The 20576-nt window shown below is 38.8% G+C and carries 15 protein-coding genes and 1 tRNA gene (1 of these 16 running past the window's edge); 4 read left to right on the plus strand and 12 right to left on the minus strand.

What is annotated here, in order from left to right:
* The 5 genes from JL001_RS22810 to JL001_RS22830 form a co-directional block, all read right to left on the minus strand.
* On the minus strand, positions 1-246 hold the 5' portion of the coding sequence (locus tag JL001_RS22810; protein WP_200974183.1) for a hypothetical protein. Its footprint begins 27 nt before the window's first position; the window shows 246 of its 273 coding nt (coding positions 1-246); its start codon is at positions 244-246; the stop codon falls past the left edge of the window.
* Positions 247-652: 406 nt separating this feature from the next.
* On the minus strand, positions 653-1924 hold the full coding sequence (locus JL001_RS22815; protein ID WP_200980188.1) for an adenylosuccinate synthase: 1272 nt from the start codon (positions 1922-1924) through the stop codon (positions 653-655).
* A gap of 125 nt (positions 1925-2049) precedes the next feature.
* On the minus strand, positions 2050-2394 hold the full coding sequence (locus JL001_RS22820; protein WP_200980189.1) for an STAS domain-containing protein: 345 nt from the start codon (positions 2392-2394) through the stop codon (positions 2050-2052).
* Positions 2391-2858 carry a Fur family transcriptional regulator gene (locus JL001_RS22825; protein ID WP_192012128.1) on the minus strand — a complete coding sequence of 156 codons (468 nt, stop codon included), beginning with the start codon at positions 2856-2858 and terminating at the stop codon, positions 2391-2393. Before JL001_RS22825 ends, JL001_RS22820 begins: the two co-directional genes overlap by 4 nt.
* Positions 2859-2926: 68 nt before the next feature.
* Entirely contained in the window at positions 2927-5149 is a 2223-nt protein-coding gene (locus tag JL001_RS22830) for a bifunctional (p)ppGpp synthetase/guanosine-3',5'-bis(diphosphate) 3'-pyrophosphohydrolase (RefSeq protein WP_200980190.1), read from the minus strand.
* 313 nt (positions 5150-5462) lie between these two features.
* Between JL001_RS22830 and JL001_RS22835 the strand changes: the two genes are divergently transcribed.
* The 4 genes from JL001_RS22835 (at position 5463) to clpX (ending at position 8964) form a co-directional block, all read left to right on the plus strand.
* Positions 5463-5544, plus strand: a tRNA-Leu gene (locus tag JL001_RS22835).
* Between the two features lie 113 nt (positions 5545-5657).
* Positions 5658-6986 carry a trigger factor gene (tig, locus tag JL001_RS22840; RefSeq protein ID WP_200980191.1) on the plus strand — a complete coding sequence of 443 codons (1329 nt, stop codon included), beginning with the start codon at positions 5658-5660 and terminating at the stop codon, positions 6984-6986.
* An 80-nt stretch (positions 6987-7066) separates the two neighbouring features.
* Positions 7067-7738, plus strand: a complete 672-nt coding sequence (locus JL001_RS22845) for an ATP-dependent Clp protease proteolytic subunit (protein WP_200980193.1) — start codon at positions 7067-7069, stop codon at positions 7736-7738.
* A 2-nt stretch (positions 7739-7740) separates the two neighbouring features.
* Positions 7741-8964 carry an ATP-dependent Clp protease ATP-binding subunit ClpX gene (gene clpX, locus JL001_RS22850; RefSeq protein ID WP_200980195.1) on the plus strand — a complete coding sequence of 408 codons (1224 nt, stop codon included), beginning with the start codon at positions 7741-7743 and terminating at the stop codon, positions 8962-8964.
* Between the two features lie 56 nt (positions 8965-9020).
* Here clpX and lpxB read toward each other — a convergent pair whose 3' ends face one another.
* From lpxB to JL001_RS22885, 7 genes are all read right to left on the minus strand, one after another.
* The gene (gene lpxB / locus JL001_RS22855; protein WP_200980196.1) at positions 9021-10127 is read right to left on the minus strand and encodes a lipid-A-disaccharide synthase; all 1107 of its coding nucleotides are present in this window, start codon (positions 10125-10127) and stop codon (positions 9021-9023) included.
* Between the two features lie 127 nt (positions 10128-10254).
* Positions 10255-10674 carry a 6-carboxytetrahydropterin synthase gene (locus tag JL001_RS22860; RefSeq protein ID WP_200980197.1) on the minus strand — a complete coding sequence of 140 codons (420 nt, stop codon included), beginning with the start codon at positions 10672-10674 and terminating at the stop codon, positions 10255-10257.
* Between the two features lie 110 nt (positions 10675-10784).
* Positions 10785-11483 carry a hypothetical protein gene (locus tag JL001_RS22865; RefSeq protein WP_200980198.1) on the minus strand — a complete coding sequence of 233 codons (699 nt, stop codon included), beginning with the start codon at positions 11481-11483 and terminating at the stop codon, positions 10785-10787.
* 2 nt (positions 11484-11485) lie between these two features.
* Complete coding sequence (locus tag JL001_RS22870; RefSeq protein WP_200980199.1) at positions 11486-14941, minus strand: S8 family serine peptidase; 3456 nt, start codon at positions 14939-14941, stop codon at positions 11486-11488.
* A gap of 104 nt (positions 14942-15045) precedes the next feature.
* A complete protein-coding gene (locus tag JL001_RS22875; protein WP_200980200.1) occupies positions 15046-15891 on the minus strand; it encodes a DUF4843 domain-containing protein in 846 nt (281 codons plus the stop codon).
* 9 nt (positions 15892-15900) lie between these two features.
* A complete protein-coding gene (locus tag JL001_RS22880) occupies positions 15901-17352 on the minus strand; it encodes a RagB/SusD family nutrient uptake outer membrane protein (RefSeq protein WP_200980201.1) in 1452 nt (483 codons plus the stop codon).
* 12 nt (positions 17353-17364) lie between these two features.
* On the minus strand, positions 17365-20343 hold the full coding sequence (locus tag JL001_RS22885; RefSeq protein WP_200980203.1) for a TonB-dependent receptor: 2979 nt from the start codon (positions 20341-20343) through the stop codon (positions 17365-17367).
* Positions 20344-20576: the final 233 nt, after the last annotated feature.

Genomic DNA, 20576 nt, shown 5'->3' on the forward strand with positions numbered 1-20576 from the left:
TGGAACTTTTTCCATCTTTGTGAAACCGGACATTTTACCGTCCCAATCCCCTGTGTTTTGCCCGCCTGCTTTCAGAACGGCCTCTTTTCCGTTTCGCTGTGCAAAGCTCCGAAAAAGAATCTTGTTTCGCAAACCAATCTTTGAATTAATTTTTTGAAACTTTTTTAACCCCAAACCTATACTTTCTTCCGTCTTTCCGGAAACCGCTGACCGTTTGGGTCTGCAAAGGTGAGGAAAATATTCCATTTCTCAACAACCTTTTTTAAATTATTTTTTGAAGTTTTTTACATCCCTTTCGGAACATCCAAGCTTCGGCTTCCCCTCTTTTGGGTCTGCAAAGTTAAAAGCTTTTTCGTTCTTAAAAAACACTTTTTTAAAAATGTTTTCCCAAACCAACAACCTAACTCCCCGAACCTGAACAACCTTCCAAAACACCTCTCAAAAACTCCCCCTGTCCGTCCAACAGGATGACAAAGGTAAGAAGAGATTTTGATTGAGCAAGATGCAGAACAGCTAATTTACAAATAATCATTCAAACTAGCTGTATATCAAGGACAAAAAATACAACAATCATTTTAAAATATAAGCTAAATATAAAAAAGCCCGTTCGAATAGACTTCAAACGGGCTTTAGTAACTTGAAACCAAGTTTACTATTTCATAATGGTTTGCTTTCTATCTGGTCCTACAGAAACCATTTTAATAGGAACATTAAGTTCTTCTTCAAGCAACGCCACATAATCCTTCAACTCTTGAGGGAACCCTTCATAAGAATCAACATCACTCAAATCCTTGTTCCAGCCCTTACATACCTTATAAACCGGCTCCACTTTCACATCATTGATTTCAAATGGCAGCTGATCTATTACAGAGCCATCTTCCAACTTGTAATGTGTGCAGATCTTAATTTCTTCAAAAATATTCAATACATCGGCCTTCATCATAAATAATTGAGTCACCCCATTTATCATGATAGAATACTTAAGAGCTGGCAAATCTATCCAGCCACATCTTCTGGGACGACCTGTAGTAGAACCAAACTCATTCCCCTCCTTTCTCATCCGCTCTCCATCTTCATCAAATAGTTCAGTTGGAAAAGGTCCGCTTCCTACTCTGGTACAATACGCTTTGAAGATTCCAAAAACATCACCTATTTTAGAAGGAGACACTCCCAAACCAGTACAAGCACCTGCTGTCATTGTACTACTGCTGGTTACAAATGGATAACTTCCAAAGTCAATATCCAGCAAGGAGCCTTGAGCACCCTCAGCCAAAACCTTCTTCCCTGAAGTCAGTTCTTCATTGACATCATATTCACTATTAATAAGATTCAATGTTCTGAAGAAATCCACCGCCTCAAAGAAATCAGTCTCCATTTGAGGAAGTTCCGAGATATCATAACCATAGAAACTTAAAGTAGTCTTGTGCTTTTCTACCAAAGCATCATACTTATCTTTAAAGTCTGGGTCTTGTATATCTCCTACTCTTAGAGCTACCCTTCCTATCTTATCCTGATAAGTTGGTCCGATCCCTTTCAGTGTCGAACCTATTTTCTTGTCCCCTTTGGACTTTTCATATGCCGCATCCAACAACTTATGAGTAGGGATAATGATGGTTGCTTTCTTTGAGACAAAAAGATTCTGCTGATAAGCAATATTGAACTTCTTCAGTCCTTCAATCTCTTTCCTCATCACCACAGGATCTAAAACAACCCCGTTACCTATTACATTTTTAAGGTTCTCCCTGAAAATACCACTTGGGATTTGGTGAAGGACATGCTTGATCCCATCAAATTCCAAGGTATGACCAGCATTAGGACCTCCTTGAAACCTGGCAACCATATCGTATTTCGGTGCGAGGAAGTCAACCACTTTACCTTTGCCTTCATCCCCCCACTGTAGGCCTAAAAGAACGTCCATTTTCATTTTATATATTTAATGTCTGATTTTATGTCTGTCAAATTCCGCGTGAAGTTTGCAATAACAAAAAAAAATAGCAACTCGATGCTACTTTTTTTGCTTAGAAAGTTCTATTTACTTGCCTTTGCCAATCATTTTACTTTTTCCTTGGCCTCATCCAAAGATTCATATACTGTAAAAATGTTGTTCAGCTTCGTAATTATTAATAGTTTCTTCACATGCTCCGATGGTGATGCTAGGTATACGTCTCCTCCTGCATTTCGCATTTTGGTTAACATCGTGATCAATACTCCAATCCCACTGGAACTAATATACCTTACTTCTTGAAGATCGATGATACAGTTTTTAATTTTTTTCTCTAATGCATCTGAGATGATTTCCACCAATCGTGGGCCAGCTTCATCTCCTATTAAATCTCCCTTTATTGATAATACAAGGCTATCACCTTCTCTTTGGGAATTATAACTTAATTTCATACTGCGAGTTTATTTTCACAATTCTTTTTGGTACAATTTCCGTACAAAATTAAGGAATGGTGCAAAATATTAAAATTTAAAATTTCACCAACGGTGTTTTGGATGTTTTGAATCCTTGGATCACAAAACTCTACCACCTTATGGCATTCGGTACATATCAGGTGATCGTGCTGTTTATACCCGTAAGACTTTTCATACTGAGCCAAATTCTGCCCAAACTGGTGCTTAGTAACCAAGTCACACTCCACCAATAAGTCTAAGGTATTATAAACGGTAGCTCTACTTACCCGATAGTTTTTATTTTTCATACTAATGTAGAGGGATTCTACATCAAAATGCCCATCTCTTCCGTAGATTTCTTCAAGAATAGCATACCTCTCTGGTGTCTTTCTTAATTTCTTATTTTCAAGATAAGCCGTAAATATCTTCTTTACCTCTTCGAACAGCGTTTCATTCAAGGCCATTATATCACGTTTTGTTTTTACAAATATACACTTCTTATTTAGAAAAGATTCAAATAAGCCAGCAGTAATTAGTCAAACCTAGTCACTTTAATTACACCTTGAACCTCTGATAGATTATCAATCAAACTCTCTAAATGATTGGTACTGTGTACATAAAGCTTAATAGAACCTTCAAAAAGTCCCCCATCTGAATCTACCGTAATAGAGCGCATATTAACTTTAAGTTCATCGGAAATCACTCTGGTCACATCATTGATCAGACCTACCCTATCGGTCCCAACAATCTTTAAACCAGCCAAAAATGCAATCTCCTGTTGACTTGTCCACCTTGCCTTGATCACCCTGTTCCCATGGTTGGATAGTAATTCCAAGGCATTAGGGCAGGAGGTTCGATGTATCTTAATCCCTTCATTTACAGTGACAAAACCAAAAACATCATCACCTGGAATTGGATTGCAGCACTTGGCCAAAATATAATCCACCACATCCATATCTTCGCCAATCAGCAACTGATCATGATCAGGCCCTTTGAGATTTTTTATTTCCTTGGTGAAACTCGATTCATCCACTACATTCTGCAGTGGACTTTTAACCTTTTTCTTCTTGGTTTGTTTAAAGTCCTTGAAGCTTTTGATGGATGTAGGATCGATAATCCCTTTGCCTACCTTGAAATAAAACTCATTGGCTGTTTTGGTTTCAAAAAATGCCCTCAGCTGCTCCACCACAACAGAAGAAAATTCCATTTTCATCTGTCTAAGTTTTCGCTGTACAATTTCTTTTCCGTCCATCACCAAAGACTTCTTTTCGTCCTTTAAGGCATCCTTTATCTTTGCTTTGGCCCTGGAAGTAATAACTGATTTAAGCCAGTCTTCAGAAGGTTTCTGTTTATTGGAAGTCAGGATTTCTACCTGATCACCATTCTTCAATTTATGGTTAATCGGCACCAACCTTTGGTTGATTTTGGCACCAATACATTTTGCTCCTACTTCGGAGTGAATTTCAAAAGCAAAGTCCAGGGCAGTAGCTCCAAACGGTAAAACTTTCAGGTCCCCTTTAGGGGTAAAGACAAAAACTTCATCCTGAAAAAGATTGCCTCTGAAATCATCCATAAACTCAATAGCTGAGCCATCATTTGATTCCAACAGGGTCCTCACTTGAGTAATCCAATCATCCAACCCGGCTCCACTTTTCGGAGAGCTAACATCTTTTTCTTTGTATTTCCAGTGGGCAGCATACCCTCTCTCTGCAATGTCATCCATTCTCTTTGTACGAATCTGTACTTCTACCCACTGTCCCTTGCTACTCATAACCGTAGTATGTAAAGATTCGTAACCATTCGCCCGTGGCGTACTGATCCAGTCCCTTAACCTGTCGGGGTTAGGCCTGTAAAAATCTGTAACTATCGAATAAACTTGCCAACAATCTGCTTTTTCATTTTCAGGCTCTGAGTCAATGATTACCCTGATAGCAAACAAATCATACACTTCTTCAAAAGGTATGTTTTGCTTCTTCATTTTATTGTATATGGAATAAACAGACTTTGGACGACCTTTGACATTAAATTCAAAGCCTTGGGTAGTCAATTCTCTTTCGATTGGCGCAATAAAGCTCTTGATAAACTTATTCCTTGAGCTTCTTGAATCCTTGATCTTACCGACAATAAACTGATATGTTTCTGTATCTGTATATTTCAAATATAGATCTTCCAATTCTGACTTGATGCTATAAAGCCCCAGTCTATGGGCCAAGGGAGCATACAGATACATTGTCTCTGAAGCAATTTTCAGCTGCTTGTGACGGGGCATGCTCTGCAGGGTACGCATATTATTGAGTCTGTCCGCCAACTTGATCAAAATCACCCTTACATCATCTGAAAGAGTAAGGAGCATTTTCCTGAAATTCTCAGCTTGCTGGGAACTCCCATATTCGAACACTCCCGAAATTTTGGTAAGTCCATCTATAATCTTGGTAACTTTGGGACCAAACTCCCTCTCTATATCCTCCAGCTCCCACTCAGTATCTTCCACCACATCATGAAGCAATGCCGCCACAATACTCGTCGTACCAAGCCCTATTTCTTCCACACAAACCAAAGCAACCTCCAATGGGTGATAAATATAAGGCTCGCCTGATTTTCTGCGCATTTCCTTATGCGCTTCACTAGACACGTTAAATGCTTTCTTGATTATTTTTGCATCGCCACTCTTTAAGAGCGGTTTGGCCAACCTTAAAAGCTTTCTGTACCGCTTTAAAATCTCTTTTCTTTCTACCTCTAGGTCTACGTTAATCATGTTATATTTTGAAGTTTAACAAACTCCCGGTCTCAAAACAGTAGTCAAACATTATTTTAAGTCACTAATTTCAATCTTTTTTTCCAAAAGCCCATCAGACAACTGAAGATTATTCAGCATCTCGTCAGGATATTTTCTTCAAAAATAATTCACACTGAAAACCAATGCATTACAATATCAGTACAATTTTTTTAGCTTTTTTCATCACCAAAGTATTGCACATTTAAATTTCCTTATTACCTTTGCATCCACATTAGAGAAGCAGATGTGAGCAAAACTTTTAAAAGAAAAGTCACTCACATCAACATAACAAGCGGATGTGGCGAAATTGGTAGACGCACTAGACTTAGGATCTAGCGCCGCGAGGCATGGGGGTTCGAGTCCCTCCATCCGCACTATTCAACCAGCCCTCAATCCCGATCCATCACCCTGAACCCGATTCGTCGGATGGGGAAAGGTGTCGAGGTTGAGGGTTTTTAGTTTATAGCAAAATTTAATCAATACTGCCTTGGAAATCAAACTAGACAAGCACGCTACTAATCAAGCTTCAATTAAAATTAGTTTAAATGAAGCAGATTATCAACCTAAAGTTGATGCCAAACTTAAAGACTATGCCAAGAAAGCCAATATCAAGGGCTTCCGTCCGGGCAAAGCTCCTTTTGGTATGGTTAAGAAACTGTACGGAACGTCTGTTTTGGTTGAAGAAATCAACAACATTCTTTCTTCATCTTTGAATGATTATATCAAAGAGCAAAGCTTCAAGATTCTTGGAGAGCCCCTTCCTGTTGTTGAAGATGCAGATGCTATCGACTGGAAAAATCAAAAAGATTTTGAATTCGAGTATAAAATTGGATTTGTTGAAAATGTCGACGTAACACTTGACAAGTCTATCAAAGCGACAGACTATAGCTTGAAAGTAGACAAAAAAGCCGTTAATGACGCTATTGAAAACCTTAGACGTCAATATGGTAAGATGACCAATCCAGAAGTTAGTGAAGAAAACGACTTCCTTTATGGAGACTTGAAAGCTGCTGACGGTTCATACGAGCAGACTTTATCTCTTCCTCTTTCTAAAATGGACGGTAGATCTGTTAAAAAATTCATTGGGGTTGAAAAAGGCGCTGAGATCGAATTCGATCCTTCCAAAGCTATCAAATCTGATCTTTCTGAAGTATTGAATATCAGCGAAGAAGAAGCTGCCAAAATATCAGGAAACTATACCTTCACTGTTCAAAATATTAACAGAACTGAGGACGCAGCCCTTGACCAAGAATTCTTCGATAAAGTATTTGGTCCAGATCAAGTAAAAACAGAAGAAGAATTTGTTGCTAAAGTTGAAGAAATCCTAGGCGACAACTACAACAAAGAAACCAAAGTTTTCAACGAGGAAAAAATTAAAGAAATCCTAGTAGAAAAAGCGAATATAGAACTTCCTGAAGCTTTCTTGAAAGAGTGGTTGTTAAAGGCCAACGATGGAAAAGTTTCAGAAGCTGATGTTGAGAAGGAATTCCCAATCTATGCCAAGCAATTGACTTGGTCTTTGATTTCCAACAAAATCGCAGAAGAAAATGAGATCAAGGCTGAACATGAAGATGTCATTGCCAAAACTCAAGACATGGTGCGTGAACAACTAGCAGCTTCAGGATTAGGAGCTCAAATGGAAGATAACATGGACATGTTTGTCAACAACTACTTACAAGGTAACGAAGGACAAAACTACATGCAGATGTTGACAGCCGTTCAAAACGACAAAGTATTGAGTTTGGTCAAAGAAAAGATCTCTCTGAAAGAAGAGAAAATAGATATTGATAAGTTTAAAGAGCTTATCGAAAACTAATTCATATAATTAATCGTTATTAAAAAGTCCTTTTCTAAGGGCTTTTTTTATTTTTGTACTAATTCAACCAAAAAGACAACATGATTAATAAAGAAGAATTCAGAAAATACGCCATTCACAACCAAGGTGTGAGCGGTACAGCTTTTGACCAATATACCCAACAAATTGAAAACATGACCCGATCTGTAATCGAGGAAAGACCTACCAATTTCCGTGAAATTGACGTTTTTTCTAGATTGATCATGGATAGAATTATATTCCTAGGCACTCAAGTGGATGACCACATTGCCAATATCATTACTGCCCAATTGTTGTTCTTGGAATCTGTAGACAGCAAAAAGGATATCTTATTATACATCAATAGCCCAGGTGGATCTGTTTATGCTGGCCTTGGTATTTATGACACCATGCAATACATCAACCCTGAGGTAGGTACAATTTGCACTGGTTTGGCAGCTTCTATGGGAGCGGTATTGTTAGCTGGTGGTGCTGCTGGAAAAAGGGCTGCACTTCCTCACTCAAGAGTGATGATCCACCAACCTCTTGGTGGCGCTCAAGGACAGGCTTCAGATATTGAAATTACTGCCAAGCAGATATTATTATTAAAGCAGGAGCTTTATGAAATCCTAGCCCATCACTCAGGAAAAGACATCGAACAAATCGAAAAAAATTCTGACAGAGACTATTGGATGAAAGCTCAAGAAGCCAAAGACTATGGCTTGATCGACGAAGTATTGACTAGAAAAAAATAATCATGGCGCAAGTTACTTGTTCCTTTTGCGGTAGAAATAAGAAAGATGTAGACTTGATGGTCTCAGGAATTTCAGCTCATATCTGTAATTTCTGTATCGATCAGGCCTATCAAATCTTAGGTGAAGAGGAAAAAACAAAAAAACAGGATAAAAAACCAAAGTTCAAGCTTAAAAAACCAAAAGAGCTTACTGAATATCTCAACCAATATGTGATTGGACAGGGAGAAGCAAAAAAAGTGCTTTCTGTCGCAGTTTATAATCACTATAAGCGTCTCCTTCAAAAAGACAATCATGATGATATTAAGATTGAAAAATCCAATATCATCATGGTGGGTGACACTGGAACAGGTAAAACTTATCTTGCCAAAACTTTGGCTAAGATACTGGAGGTTCCTTTCTGTATTGCAGATGCTACGGTCTTGACTGAAGCGGGGTATGTGGGGGAGGATGTAGAAAGTATCTTGACCCGATTACTACAGTCCGCCGACTACAATGTTGAAGCTGCTGAGAGAGGAATTGTCTATATTGATGAAATAGACAAAATTGCCAGAAAGTCTGACAACCCTTCCATAACCAGAGATGTAAGCGGTGAAGGTGTTCAACAAGCCATGCTTAAGCTCTTGGAAGGAACAACTGTGAATGTTCCACCACAAGGAGGCAGAAAGCACCCTGATCAAAAAATGATCGCCGTAAACACAGAAAACATTCTTTTCATATGTGGGGGAGCTTTTGATGGGATTGCGAGGCACATTGCCAACAGGTTAAATACCCAACCGCTTGGGTTTAGTAAAAAGACTGATCATGAATTGATCGATCGAAACAATCTGTTACAATATGTAACAGCTCCAGATTTAAAATCATTTGGGCTAATACCTGAATTGATTGGACGTCTCCCTGTTTTGACTCACTTGGATCCTCTCGACAAGGACACCCTAAAAAGCATCTTAACTGAGCCTAAAAACGCCCTTACCAAGCAATACATTAAGTTGATGGACATGGAAGGCGTTAAGCTAGAGTTCGAAGAGAGTGGAGTGGATTATATAGTTGAGAAAGCCGTGGAATACAATCTTGGCGCAAGAGGCTTAAGGTCTATTTGTGAAGCGATCATTACGGATGCTATGTATGAGCTTCCTTCCGATAGCGAAACCAAAGAGCTTGTGGTCAACAGAAAATATGCCCAGACGCAATTTGATAAATCTAAATTCAAAAAGCTTCAGGTAGCGTAACTTGAATTAAAATAATTAATAAGGCAGGGGAACGATTATTAATCGTTCCCCTGCCTTTATTTTTTTAGGCTATCGACAATCAACCGAGCTGTTTCCTGTGAAGCTCTTTTCTCTCCGAGCTTTTCCTTTATAAGGGTATAACCATTGAGCACCTCACTTTTTCTAGTGTTATTTCCTGATATTTCCCTTAATTCTTTCAAGAGATTATCCTTATTGTAATCATGCTGAATGAGTTCCTTCACCACTTCTTTCTCAGCGATTAAATTCACCAAAGAAATAAAAGGCACTTTTATCAGCTTCTTACCAATAGCATAACTGATTCCACTGGTTTTATAAACAACAACTTGAGGCACCCTAAAAAGAGCTGTCTCCAAAGTGGCAGTACCTGAAGTCACTACCGCAACATTAGCATGATAAAGCAAATCATAAGTTTGATCGTAAATCACTTTGATTCCCATTTCCTGCGCAAGCTGATACACATCCTCATTCAGGTTATCTACCCCCGCAATGATAAATTGAGCATTTGGAAAAGCGGGAATGATTTCTACCATTGTACTTAACATACTTTCTACCTCCTGCTTTCTACTTCCAGGCAATAAAGCGATCATTGGTTTGTAGCTCAAATCATTTTTCTGATGAAAAAAGTCATGAGGAGTAAACTTCGCAATTTCATCTAATAGCGGATTGCCAACATAATTGACTTCCCAATCAAACTTCTTGAAAAAATCAGGTTCGAATGGCAGGATACAATATAGCTGATCCACATATTGTTTCAGCTTATATGCTCTTTTTTGGTTCCAAGCCCATACTTTCGGAGGAATATAATAGTGGACAGAAATGCCTTGATCATGAGCAAATTTGGCAATCTTCATGTTAAAGCCGCCATAATCTACCAAAATCAAAGCATCAGGCTGATTGTCTATAATGTCTTTTTTGACCAGTTTTAAATACCTCAACACTTTCCTAAAGCCAAAAACTACTTCAATGAATCCCATTAATGCCACTTCTTCATAGTGCGCCACTGTGGAAAGTCCAGCAGCAATGGAATAGTCTCCTCCCATTCCCCTAAAACTTGCTTCGCTATCTTCTTCTTTTAAGGCGGCTATTAAATTGGAAGCATGTAGATCCCCGGAGCGCTCTCCGGAAATAACATAATATTTCATAGAAAATTCTGAATTGAATATTAATATTCTTTAAGTCTAATCAGCGTTAAAAATAGTTATTTCTTAGAACTATCAATGCTAATTCAATAAGTACGGAGAATAAAAAAGCCCTCAAAAGAGGGCTTTTTTATTCTCCGTAGTATTCTACAAAATTTCTTGGCGTTTCATAAAGCTTGAGCTTGTACAAACCTCCATGGGGAGTGATTTTATCTACTGCAGGCTTAAGTATTTTCCAAAATTCCATTACAAGATTTTCACAACTGGCCATTTTCCCCTCCATAAAATCCACATCCACATTCAGGTTTTTATGATCCACTTTATCTACAACCAAAGTTCTGATCAGCGTACTCAATGCCTTAAGATCCACCACAAAACCCGTATCATCATCTGGAAGACCTTTTACGGTCACAATTAACTCAAAATTATGCCCATGCCAATTGGCATTCGCACATGGTCCAAAGACCTCTATATTCTTCTGCTCTGACCATTTAGGATTCCATAGCTTGTGAGCTGCATTGAAGTGTTCTTTTCTAGAAACTTGTATCATGACTGCAATTTCAATTTGAGACTGCAAAGATAAAAAAAAAGTAACACACTGACGCACCCTTGAATAATTGAAAACATTACTTTGCCAAACTGCTACAGTGTTATATTCATTTAGTTAACGTAGGTCACAAACTGGATCAAGTGATCTTCCCTATTAAAATTGAGGTTATTATCCTTAATGAACCCCTTCCCCTTATTTTGATCTGAAGGATCCAATGCTTTCAATAAGCTCTTTCCTCTCGTTTTAACCTCATTTGCTTCACCACTCCCATTGATTAAATAATAGCTTACATCAGAAACAAACCTTTTTCCAGGACCTGGCCCATAGCTATTCTGCGAACTATCCTCCAATTTCCGATCAAAGACCCTAACTAAAGTATATTTTTCTCCTTTCACCATGACATTTACAAACTCATCCTCTTTTACTCCATCAATTTTATTCCACCCCTTTTCAAAAACCAATTTTGGCAATACTCCTTCATTTTCAGTTATTTCATCTTGAGGTCTATCCAAAACGAAAGAGTGAATTTGCGCCCTATCCAAAATAATTTGGTTTCCATTATCACTGACCGCCAAAATCTCTTTTTCATAAACATTTAGTTTTGTGGATACATTTTCCTTAGTCCATCCTTTTTCCATTGTATAGGTAGCGTTGGACCAATCATCAAATAAAAATGGTGTTCCTTGAATACCTTCATAGGATGATACTCTTAATGGAACTCCATTCATTTCCAAGTTCGCAATTTGAGCCTTGCTTGTAACAACTCCCAAAATGCATATCAAACATGCTAAAATCCCACTTTTCCTCATATCTATTGCTTTAATAGTTTACTTCTCAATGTGATATCTCCCATTCTTATCATAAGAATATAGACCCCACTAGAACCATTTAGGTACAACTCTATTTCTTGTAGTTGATTGTTCTTATAAACTGACTCAGAAAGTGCTTTAGCACCATTAACAGCATATAACTCTACTATTACATTACCTATATAATCATTATTTAAGCCCACCTTCACTTTCTCATTGGTAGGATTGGGTCCGATAAACACCCCATACTCACTTAAAGAAGGCTCTTCATCTTCCAATGCTGTCACCACAACAGGCTCTGATAAACGGTTACATATTTCATTATAAATAGCTACTTGATACATTCCATCAAAATCAGCATTAAAGGATCTTTGAGTAGCTCCTTCAATTTTTTCTCCTTCAAAATACCATTGGTAAGCACTTGCCAGTGTTTGACTAGTCATCATGTTCCCATTCACCACAATCACCGGTGTATTCAAAGTGTTGCTTACTACAGAAATCTCTTTGCTGAAATCAACATTTTCGTCATCATTGGATATGTTTAGGGACACTAAATAATCCCCTTCTTGATCAAAAGTAAATTCCGGTGATTCTTCTGATGAAGTGCCAACACCTCCAAAATTCCACGCATAAGTAACGATATTGCCTTCACTCAAATTTGAAAATTCTGTCAATCCTCCGACACAATTGTAACTTGAAGTGAAATTGGCAAACAAGACCTCTTCACAATTTTTGGTCAACCAGTTGTCCGAATTGACAACATTTGAATTCAATCCTAGATTAACAATGGCTTCCCCTACAAAGTCTACATTAGTTACATTCAAATTCTCAAAGCAATACTTTTTATAAATATCATGATTGATACTGGCTTTGGAAGTAGCAGAAATATAGCTTTCCTGACTACTAGATGAAGTGACGATAAAATCATCAATAATGTACAGTGTTCGTGAAGGAAGTAAGTTTAAAGCCCCACCTGAACCAATCTCCAATACATCAACGGTCAAATCACTATTGCTGCCCAGAATGAAAGCTCCATTACTTATAGACAACGAATCGATAAAGTTTGACGAGCCATTGTAGGATAAATCTCCATTTTGAACGGTCAATATCTCTATCTCTCCATTGTTGTTCACCAAATCGCCAGTAACTCCATCAAAAATAAAGCGAGGACTAAACGAGAAGCCTGATTCTGCCGAAATATTTATTGATTCATGAAAAACAATCGACTTCAAATCTCCTTTAAGCAGTGCTTCCCCTTCTAGATTCAGGCTATTCACATCCAAAGTCTCCTTCTCCACCAATAATTCTCCTCCAATCAAATCAAGACCATCCACTATACCTGCATCAGTCAAAGTCCATTTCCCTTCCAACACCCTTAAATCAACATTGTCAAAAATAACTCCACCAAACTCCATAAATTTATCTTTGTCATCTGATGCTTCAAAAATCAATTCTCCATTGGTGAAACTAGTCACTTCATTACTTACCCTAAACCCTCCGTCTACTTTTAAACTATTTTGGTTAAGGTTAACGCTCAAAGCTCCTTCTCCAAACACATTGACACTGAAGGATTGGACATCCTGCGATAAATTTACTTGACTGCTTTCTCCCTCTGCAATTTCAAAAAGTACCCTAGAGCTAGATGTTGGAATTTTGTTTGCAGTAGTTCCACCTGAAGTAGAAGACCAGTTGGCAGGATCGTTCCATTCTCCAACGCTTCCTCCTATCCAATAAAGAGTTTCCTCTGCCCCATCAACTGTTCCCGATTTCATCACCAGTGAAAACTCTTGGGCTCCGTTTGTCAGCTCTCCTTTATGGCTTACTCTAACTGTATACTTAATGGGAGTTGGTGAATGAATAACTACCTGTTCCACATTATCCCTAAAATTATCCTGAGTATTGATCGCCCTGGAGTTAGCTCCTTGACTCGGGTTTAGTGTCCAAGGAAAATATTCCACACCATTTTCATCAAATATCCTTAAATCTAGGTCATTCACAAGCGTTAAATTGGTTGGATCAAGAGTTGACGGGCTTGCACTTCCTGAGGGGTCGGTCCACGCAATGGTTGCTTTGATTGGATTGATCCCATCAGAAACAATTTCATATTCAAAAATCTCATCTTCTTCAAGAGACAATTCCCTAATCAAGTCTGATGAGCCATTTTCATTAATGATTAGTTCAGCAGCATCTTTAGCATTTAAAATCCCCCAACCATAAACATAATCCGGCCCATCATATAGTCCCCCATCCAAAGCCGTATTAATCGCTAAAGCTTTTAGAGTTGCAGACCTCATATAATTCCCACTATTTCTTTGGGCATAAAGCTGCTGTATCAGCAAAAGGGAGCCCGCAACATTGGGGGAAGCCATTGATGTTCCACTCAAAGAGGCATATCCATCTCCCCCATTTCCTGTTACTGCTGTACTGAACACTCCTACCCCAACTCCCACCAAGTCTGGTTTTATCCTTCCATCATCTGTAGGCCCCCAACTGCTAAAATCACTTATGGCCAATGACGACCTATCCTCATATTCTTCAAAAGCGGAAACAGCTCCTACTGTAATTACATTTTTAGCTACTCCTTCTGGACCAATAGTATCATCTGGCCCATCTGGGCTTCGAGTCCCATCACCTCTGTCCGAGCGGTCATTCCCAGCTGCCCAAACCATGGTATAATAAGGTTTTGCAAAAGCCAAATCATCCAATGACTTACTTTTGGAGGTATAAAGGCCAAACCGATAATCTTCATTCGGATCGATGGAAGGGTTACCAGCCCACTTCCAAGTACCACTATTATCCTGGTACCATCCTAACACTATTCCATAGGAATGATTTGAAACAATATGTCCATTTGGCTTGGACTCAGTATCATAAGCATTTGCATTCATTTTACTGATATCGCTTTCCCAATTAAAAGACCAACCAGTGGCCTCATTGGCCATTCCTCTAGCATTGCTATTGATTCCTTTGGCTAAAAGTGTTCCAGTCACGTGAGTGGCGTGGTTACTGATTTCCTCGCTTGAACCATCTATTTGTGTCAGTCTGTTTTCGAACTCAACATGGTTTGGCTTTGGTCTTGTTTGATCATAAACACCTATGGTCATGCCTTTCCCTGTCAAACTTAATCCCAATTCTCCCCCTGGCTGTAAATCATCTGTTTGGGTAGTTTGGGCAGCCCTTACATTATAGGTCATGTAGTATACTGGATCTCCTAAATCATCAAAATAGCGTAACTCTGCCTTGCTGCCATCTTCAAGGACCAGTTCCAATGGTACTCCTTTTTGATTTGCTAGTTTTTTTAAAGCTGTGTTGCTTAGGGCGTATTCTTGATATGCTATATCAAATTTATTTTTGATTGTTTGACGAGCTTTTTGAATATCCTGCCCTTTTTGATCTTGTGCCCAAGTAACTGGTATTATAAAAAAAATTAATCCAATAATAAGTACTGACTTTCTCATATGGCTATGCTATCTACTGTAACTTAAACTTATCCAAGATAATAAAGGTTTGGATAAAAAAAGGGAGACAAAATCTCCCTTTTAACACTATTCACTATTATTTCTTATTGCTTGGTTAATACAACTGTTCCTCCATCACCATAAGTGTTGGACCAAATCAGCCTAATAGTCCCATTGTCAGGATCTGAAGTGCCATTTATAGTAAACGGATCACCGTATTGATCAGTATTGTTTGGATCACCGGTTATTACATTACAATTATCTGAGATCCTACCAGTAGGCCCAGTATCTCCATAACCAGCAGGATACAAGCCAAAGCTCATATCGCTTAACTGATAAACACCTACGCCAGCCTCGGTAATTTCAATGGTGTTACCAAAACTGTAATTTGTCAAGGTCTGTGAAGCCCCACCTTCCCCATCTCCAATAATAAGCACATCCCAAACTACTGCATAAGTACCTGCCAAGTCAGAATCACATATAACCCTCATCTTGTAAGTCATACTGCTGTAATTGGCACTTACTTTTACCCCAGATGCATCCGTAATATTTAACACCAAGTCAGGCTCTTCATCGGGACTGATATTTCCTGTAAGAACTTCAACATTGAATGTACCAACCACTTCTCCTGCTGGAATTGTCATGGATTGGGATGGTAAGCTATAATGTACTCCAGCGATGGCTGTTGAGCTTGGATCAACTTCCACATTTACTGTAACATCATTATTTAAAGCAGTCCCAACCAAATTAACTTGAATTTCCGCCATGTCTGTTTGATCATCACTAATCCTAACAAAGTTCTCTGTCAACCCTGTAGGCAAGTTAGAAGCGTTAAATTCAATCTCTGAACCATTCCAAGTTGTTTCCAATCCTGGATCGTCGAAACAAGCAGTGGTGAGCAATGAAGCCAAAGCTACAAAGGCATATATAAATTTATATCTTTTCATCATTTGGTTCTTTTAGTTATACTCAGGGTTATTTTCCAATAAATCATTTAAAATGATCTCATCCTGTGGAATCGGTGCCAATATTCGATAGTCTGAATACGGAACATCTTCAAAACTACCTGATTTGGTGATTGTCATACCATTTCTTTTCAGGTCAAACCATCTGTGTCCTTCGACAGCAAACTCTACCCTGTTTTCATACATGATCTGGTTCATCAAAGCAGTGCCACTGGCTGAAGTTGCACCTAGTCCTCTTTTGCTTCTTAAGGCGTTAATATCAGATCGCGCTCCATCTTCATTACCTAAATTATATCTCGCTTCGGCTCTGATCAGGTACAACTCTGATGCCCTCATAATTGGTAGGTTTTCCAGAAAATCCCCCTTATGACCTAGCCATTTGTTTGACCGATAAACTATCGCTGATGACCCTTCTCGCGTTGTCTGAGTCCAAGTCTGCATGCGTATATCCCCAGGCTCATAAGCTGCCAACAAATCATCAGATACTGTCAAAATGAACTGTGCGGAAGGATAGACATTTGCAACCAAAGAGCATACGGAGTTATTCAATCCATCCACGCTATTCCAGTCTTGAGATCTGATCTCAACTTCAAAAAGGGATTCTGGATTGGGTGCAATTGAAAAACCAGCTACATAGTCATCAGCTTCCATCAAACCATCACCTGATGCTGACAGACTAAATGAAGTCATAGCATCTGAGGCCATGGAAGCAGCCTCTGTATACATTGAAGTGTACAAATAAACTTTAGCTAACAGCGCTTGAGCCGCTCCTCGTGAGGCACGATAAACATCTTCCTCTCCCATCTCTGCAGTAGGAAGCAAGCTAATTGCCTGATTCAAATCTGCTATTATTTGATCATAAATTTCAGTATTGGTTGATCTAGCCCGAAAATCTGCTGCAGACAATCCTAAAGTTGGGGTAGTCCTTAGAATTACACTCTGATCCCAACCATTCACTTCTTGGCCAGGCTCATACCCATAAACCCTAGCTAAATCAAAATAATTTAGTGCCCTAATGAAATATGCCTCACCTTTTACTCTATTTCTTAAGTTTTCATCTCCTTCCACTCCATCAATTCCATCCAAAATAATGTTAGCGTCATTGATGGAAGCGTATACTCCTCTAAAATTATTGGTTGTGGAGAAATCCCAAAGATTGATATGGGCCCTATCCGCATTGGCTTCTTGGCCAATATATCTACCAGTGTTTGCAATTACTTTCAAATTATCAGCCATCACTTCTGGCGCAATCATCATCACCTGACCGTAGTAGCTAAAACTTCTTGTTCTTCCATACATGGAATATGCCAGGGATTGATATCCCTCCACATCTGCAAATGCCGTTTCCGGTGTAAGACTCTGTCTAGGTTCCGTATCTAATAAATCAGAGCACGAGCCCATGGTTAAGGCAGTTCCTACAAATAATATTTTAAATATATTTTTCATATGAGTTCTGAATTAGAAATTTAGATTGATACCCGCTGATATTTGCTTCGCATTTGGATAAGCACCATAAGTGCTTGATCCTACACTCAATACCTCAGGGTCGATACCATTAAACTTAGTAATCGTTGCCAGATTAATCCCTTGAACATAAATATTGGCTCTTTTCATACCAATCTTATTGGCAATGGCTACTGGTAATGAATACCTTAGGGTTACCTGCTTCAATCTGATATACCCTCCATCATTGATCAATCTAGTTGAAGAAGAACCTATACTGGAAGTACCAGGCTCTTGCCCTCCCTCATAGGGTTTAGGTGTTTTGGTTATATCACCAGGCTCCTGCCAATAGTCCAACTGAGACACTTCCTGATTATCTGGACCTGACCCGGCATAAGCAATATTATACAAATCCTGATTAAATACTTTGTTGCCAAATTGATATTGGAAGAAGACCTCTAATGAGACCGGACCATAAGTAAACGTGTTGGAAAGTCCACCGTAGCTACTTGGCAAACCACTTCCAATGTACCTTAAGGAAGATTCTCCTACGATGTAGGTATAATCACCATTCTCATCTGCATACATGATTCTTCCATTTGCGGGATTTACACCCAAGAATTCATTGGAGTATAAAAAGTCAATTGGTCTTCCAACTATAAGGTCATTTCCTATTCGGTCCAAGCCATCATACAACTCCATTAATTCATTTTCAAGGAAGGTAATATTGAATCCTGTATTCCATTGAAAATCTCCTGTAACGATATTCACCGTTTGTAAATCAATATCAATACCTTGGTTTCTCACTTTACCTGTATTTCTGGTTATTTCTCCAAAACCTGAATCAACTGGCAGAGGAGTATTCAACAAGAGGGCATTGGAATTTTTCCTCCAAAAATCTACGGTTCCAATCAATCTACCATTAAAGAAAGTCCAATCTAGACCAATGTTAAAAGTTTCAGCTTCTTCCCATGTCAAAAGGTCATTCCCTAATTGTGAAACCCTAAGTGCTCCTTCGCCAAGATACTGCCCAGTGCCTCCCACTAGTGTTCTTGAAGCAAAATTATCAATTTCAGAGTTACCAGTCACCCCATAGGAAGCTCTCATCCTCAAGTTGTCTATCCAAGAAACATCATTCATAAAAGATTCAGAGGAAATTCTCCAGCCTGCTGAGAAAGCATAAAAAGTACCCCACTTGTATTCAGCACCAAACCTAGAATTACCATCTCTCCTCAAAATAACTTCTGCGTTATAACGGTCATTATAATCATACTTGGCTTGGCCAAAAACACCTGCTCTTTTATACTCCGTATAATTACCCCCCACAGCGTATGGAGTCGCGGCATTTTGAAGATACCTCAAGGTAGGATTGGCAAATCCTCTACCGGTGGCAGTACTCAACTCATCCTGAGCACTTTTATATTCGAAACCCAATATTCCAGAAACAGTATGAATGTCATCAAATGTTTTATTGAAATTGAAGTTATGGTTAGTATTGAAGTTATTAAATCTTCTATCTGTATAAGTAGCTGAACCGCCATAGGGAGCAAAAGCAGGAATAGTCGATGGACGGTTATTTTCATCCCTATTATCGGAAAAATCGATTCCTGCATAAGAGGTAAAGCTCAACCAAGGAGTAAACTGATAGTTCAATCTTAAATTTGAGACGGATTGAACAGTTGTCGCTCTTCTTAACTCTTCATAAACCCCTTGAACAATATTATAACCAAACAGGTGGTCTGAAGGATAAGGAGCAAATTCTCCGTCCTCATCATAAATCGGAACATTTGGTCGCGCACTGAACCCTGCCACAAATGGTCCATTCACAAAGTTTCCCCTATCAATGGTTCCATTTGTTCTCTGAGCAGCTAAAGAAATATTTGCTGCCACAGTAAATTTATCATTCGGTCTGTGGGTAATATTTAACCTAGCCGTCCCCCTTTTATAGTCTGATTGGATAATCTGACCTTCTTGCGAGGTGTAGGAACCTGATAAATAAAAAGTAGTCTTTTCATCACCACCTGAAACTGACAAATCATAAATACTCAATCTGGCATTGTCCCTATACAGGGCATCCACCCAGTCGGTACTTTCCAAATTTGGATCTTCAGGATTACCATAAATCTCGGCAGCTCTATTGGGGTCTAAACCAGCATTGATATATGAAGCTCTCTTAATAGTTGCCAGTTGAGTGGCATCCATTACATCATACAATCCCAATGGTCTTACAACCCCCTCTTGTACAGATAGGGAAACGTTTGTGGCTCCATCTTTCCCTTTTTTGGTAGTCACCAATACTACGCCGTTGGCTGCTTGGGCTCCATAAATTGCAGCAGCAGCTGCATCTTTTAGCACCTCAATTGATTCAATGTCATTTGGGTTGATAGAAGCCAGAGCATTTTGACTTCCTTGCCCGGAAACACCTCGCGAGGAAACCTGTACACCATCAACAATATATAAAGGATCATTTCCTGCGTTAATGGATCCAACCCCTCTAATCCTTACATTCAAGGTTCCTCCAGGTTGTCCACTACCTGAGGTAACTTGAACCCCTGCAATCCTTCCTTGCATGGCCCTATCAAATGATTGCATGGGAAGGTTCTCAAAAATCTCCCCTTTTACAGAAGCAATCGCACCTGTAATCTCTCTTTTAGACTGATCACCATATGAAGTAATCACGAATTCAGTCAATGTCTGCACATCTGACTCCAACGCCACATTGACGATCGATCTGTTTCCAATCTCAGCTTCTTGGGATTTCATCCCAACAAAACTAAAAATCAAAACAGAACCATTGGAAGGAACATTTATCGAATACTGACCATCTAAGTCGGTCGCAACTCCAACTGAGGTTCCCTTTACCAGAACAGTTGCTCCTGGAATAGGCTCTCCATCAGCTGAAGAAGAAACTACGCCAGTTACAGTACGGCTTTGGCCAAACACCACAGTGTTAACCAATAGGACTAACAGTCCTAGCAGTAAAACTTTCTTCATAGTAAATAATTTTATTTTGGTTTAACTTATGTTAAGATAATCTTTTACCCCATAATAATCCAAAAAAAATCCTTTTTTTCATATTACAGATACCTAGAATGCTTTATAAGCAAGCCCTATCAGAAAATAAATACGATATTTTATTCTAAAAAGATGATTTATCACAAAAAATAAACACAAACTAACTACGAAATAAATACTTTCGTAAAAAAAATGATTAACAGAATTTTATT

This window comes from Echinicola sp. 20G, assembly GCF_015533855.1.
Lineage (GTDB): Bacteria > Bacteroidota > Bacteroidia > Cytophagales > Cyclobacteriaceae > Echinicola.